The organism is Streptomyces sp. NPDC006197 (assembly GCF_040613865.1).
Classification (GTDB): Bacteria; Actinomycetota; Actinomycetes; order Streptomycetales; family Streptomycetaceae; genus Streptomyces.
In genome coordinates this window covers 1-3,363 of record NZ_JBEXSZ010000276.1, presented here as the reverse complement: position 1 = coordinate 3,363, position 3,363 = coordinate 1, and the positions used below count along the sequence as shown (strand labels likewise).

The 3,363-nt window shown below is 71.4% G+C and carries 4 protein-coding genes; 2 read left to right on the top strand and 2 right to left on the bottom strand.

The features are described 5' to 3' along the window. A partial coding sequence (locus ABZ318_RS39295; RefSeq protein WP_356907205.1) for a hypothetical protein occupies positions 1-217 on the top strand: 217 nt, incomplete at its 5' end. On the opposite strand, the gene ABZ318_RS39290 is transcribed toward ABZ318_RS39295, so the two are convergent. Next, positions 199-879, bottom strand: a complete 681-nt coding sequence (locus ABZ318_RS39290) for a response regulator transcription factor (RefSeq protein WP_073720438.1) — start codon at positions 877-879, stop codon at positions 199-201. The genes ABZ318_RS39295 and ABZ318_RS39290 overlap by 19 nt on opposite strands. Beyond that, the gene (locus ABZ318_RS39285) at positions 876-2,105 is read right to left on the bottom strand and encodes an ATP-binding protein (RefSeq protein WP_356907204.1); all 1,230 of its coding nucleotides are present in this window, start codon (positions 2,103-2,105) and stop codon (positions 876-878) included. Before ABZ318_RS39285 ends, ABZ318_RS39290 begins: the two co-directional genes overlap by 4 nt. A 265-nt stretch (positions 2,106-2,370) precedes the next feature. On the opposite strand from ABZ318_RS39285, the gene phoU reads away from it, so the two are divergent. Then, positions 2,371-3,051: a phosphate signaling complex protein PhoU gene (gene phoU / locus ABZ318_RS39280; protein WP_041130440.1), complete on the top strand. Its 681-nt coding sequence runs from the start codon at positions 2,371-2,373 to the stop codon at positions 3,049-3,051. Positions 3,052-3,363 lie beyond the last annotated feature (312 nt).

Below are 3,363 nucleotides of genomic sequence, written 5' to 3'. Positions count from 1 at the left end.
GGTGTACTCGCGGGACCGGAAGGTCGTGCCGATCGACAAGATCTCCCCGTACATGCAGAAGGCGATCGTCGCGATCGAGGACGGGCGGTTCTACGCCCTGTCCTCCGTGCGCCCCTCGCACCGCCCGGCCCCGGAGGGCCGCACAGGCCTCGGGACGCTGTGCCGGACTCCGTCCGGCCTCCTCGGCCCTGGGCCGGCCTACGGCTCGAACTTGTAGCCCAGGCCCCGCACCGTCACCAGGTACCGCGGCGCGCCCGGGTCCGGCTCGATCTTGGCGCGGAGGCGCTTGACGTGGACGTCGAGGGTCTTGGTGTCGCCGACGTAGTCCGCGCCCCACACCCGGTCGATGAGCTGCATACGGGTCAGCACGCGGCCCGCGTTGCGCAGCAGCATCTCCAGGAGGTCGAACTCCTTCAGCGGCAGGTCGACCTTGCCGCCGGAGACCGTCACCACGTGGCGGTCGACGTCCATGCGGACCGGGCCGGCCTCCAGGGCCGCCGGGGCGACCTCCTCCGGCTCCCCGCGGCGGCGCAGCACCGCGCGGATGCGGGCGACCAGCTCGCGCGAGGAGAAGGGCTTGGTCACGTAGTCGTCGGCTCCTATCTCCAGGCCGACGACCTTGTCGATCTCGCTGTCCTTGGCGGTCACCATGATCACCGGGACGTTCGAGCGGCCGCGCAGCTGGCGGCACACCTCGGTGCCGGGCAGGCCCGGAAGCATCAGGTCGAGGAGGACGAGGTCGGCTCCGTTGCGCTCGAACTCGTCGAGGCCGTCGGGCCCGGTCGCCGCGACGGCGACCTCGAAGCCCTCCTTGCGGAGCATGTACGACAGGGCGTCGCTGAAGGATTCCTCATCCTCGACGACGAGCACTCGGGTCACGGAAGGACCTCCGGGGCGGGAAGCGGTTCGGTCATGAGATCAGGGGTGGGAGAAGAGGCGGACCGGCGGTCCCGTACGGCGCCCGCCTCGGGCAGCCGCAAGGTGAAGGTGGAGCCCTGACCCTCGGTGCTCCAGACGGTGACCTCCCCGCCGTGGGAGGCGGCCACGTGCTTGACGATGGCCAGGCCGAGTCCCGTACCGCCGGTGGCACGGGAGCGGGCCGGGTCGACGCGGTAGAAGCGCTCGAAGACGCGCTCCTTGTCCTTGTCGGGGATGCCGATGCCCTGGTCGGTGACGGCTATCTCGATCAGGTCGCCGGCGGGGGCGGAGACGCGGCGGGCGGCGATGCCCACCCGCGTGCGGGCCGGCGAGTAGTTGACGGCGTTCTCGACGAGGTTGCCGAGGGCCGCCGCGAGCTGGCCCCGGCTGCCCCACACGTACAGATCGGCGGCGCCCCCGGAGACCATGGTGATCTGCTTCTTGGAGGCCGGCTGCCGGGAGCGGTCGATCGCCTCGGCGACGAGCTCGTCCACGGACACCGGCTCGGAGTCCTCCAGCGGGTCGTCGTTCTGCACGCGGGAGAGGTCGATGAGCTCCTGTACGAGGTTGGTGAGGCGGGTCGCCTCGATCTGCATCCGGCCGGCGAAGCGGGTGACCGCCTCGGGGTCGTCCGAGGCGTCCATGACCGCCTCGGAGAGCAGGGAGAGCGCGCCGACGGGGGTCTTGAGCTCATGGCTCACGTTGGCGACGAAGTCGCGTCGTACCGCTTCGATGCGGCGGGCCTCGGTGAGGTCCTCGACCAGGAGCAGCACGAGCCGCGAGCCCAGCGGGGCGACCCGGGCGGAGACGGCGAGGGCCTCGCCGCGTCCGGTGCCGCGCCGGGCCAGGTCCAGCTCCACCTGCCGTATCTCTCCGTCCCGGCGGGTGTCGCGGGCCATGTTGAGCATGGGTTCGACGGCCAGTTTGCCGCCGCGGACCAGGCCGAGCGCGTACGCCGCCGAGCTGGCCTTCACCACGGAGTCGCTCTCGTCGAGGACGACCGCGGAGGAGCGCAGCACGGACAGCACGGTGTCGACGCCGGGCGGGAGCACGGCATCGGTGTGCAGCGAGGTACGGGTCGGTCGCGCCTGGTCGCGCTCGCTCCAGCGGAACGCCAGCATGGCGATCACGCCGGTGCACACGCCGGCGATCGCTGCCAATGCGGCGACCGCCGCGTTCACGTCCATGTCTCCAAGGTTATGCGGGGTCACGGACACTCTCCCAGCCGTCCGAGTGGCTGCTCGAACAGTCGTCGCCCAGAGTTCACCGAGGAGACGCGGGTGGTTCATTTGCCCTGGCGACGAGGGTGGCGCGTGTCGCCAGGAGTTCACCTAGGGGAAAGTGCCGGTTCATTTCAGGGGGTGGAACCGGACGCACAGGGGGCCGAACGTGGGAGCGTGGGGGTCCGAAGCCCCACCCGGACCCCGGAGCTTTGCGTAGAGAGGGACATCCATGCGGGACGCGTACCACGAGGAACTGGACTCGATCGGCGAGGGCCTGGTCGAGATGGCCCGGCTCGTCGGGTCGGCGATCGGGCGCGCCACGACGGCGATGCTCGACGCGGATCTCAAGCTCGCGGAGAGCGTGATCGCGGCGGACCAGAAGGTCGACGACCTCCAGCACGACCTGGAGGCGCGGGCGATAGCGCTGCTGGCCCGGCAGCAGCCGGTGGCGACGGACCTGCGGATCGTGGTGACCTCGCTGCGGATGAGCGCCGACCTGGAGCGCTCCGGGGACCTGGCGCAGCACGTGGCGAAGCTGGCGCGGCTGCGGTTCCCGGACACGGCGGTGCCGCGGGACCTGCACGCGACCATCCTGGAGATGGGGCAGCTGGCGCAGCGCCTGATGGCGAAGGCGGCGGAGGTCATCATCACGAAGGACGTCGACCTGGCGCTCCAGCTGGAGCAGGACGACGACGAGATGGACCTGCTGCACCGGACGCTCTTCCAGCACCTGATGGACGACCGCTGGAAGCACGGCATCGAGACGGCCGTGGACGTGACGCTGCTCGGCCGGTACTACGAGCGGTTCGCGGACCACGCGGTGTCGGTGGCGAAGCGCGTCGTGTACCTGGTGACGGGCGAGCACGCGGACGAGCTGCAGGCGGCGGACGCGCCGGTGGAGGGCGCATAGGCGCCGCGAGCCCGGCCTGACCGGCAAGGCACCCCCAAGGGCGCCGATGCGCCGTTGATGCGCCGGTCGGGGTGGGCATGCAATGGGGGGAGGCGACGCACGCCTCGAAAGGGAGGGACCCCATGGCCGAATCCCCGATGCCGATCGACTCCATGCCGGAGCCACCGCGTGAGGCGGTGTTCCTGCCCGTGCTCGGCGCCTGCGGCTGCGGCTCGGGCCGCCGACGAGCTCGCCACCGTCGTCATGCGGCCGCGCGGCTGGCACCTGGAGGAGCGTCACCTCACCTTCGACGGACGCCCGGTGCCCGGCGCG

What these genes read in the sequence shown, in the direction of transcription:
- ABZ318_RS39285 (WP_356907204.1), bottom strand. Translation starts at nt 2,105, where the DNA reads ATGGACGTGAACGCGGCGGTCGCCGCATTGGCAGCGATCGCCGGCGTG.
- phoU (WP_041130440.1), top strand. Translation starts at nt 2,371, where the DNA reads ATGCGGGACGCGTACCACGAGGAACTGGACTCGATCGGCGAGGGCCTG.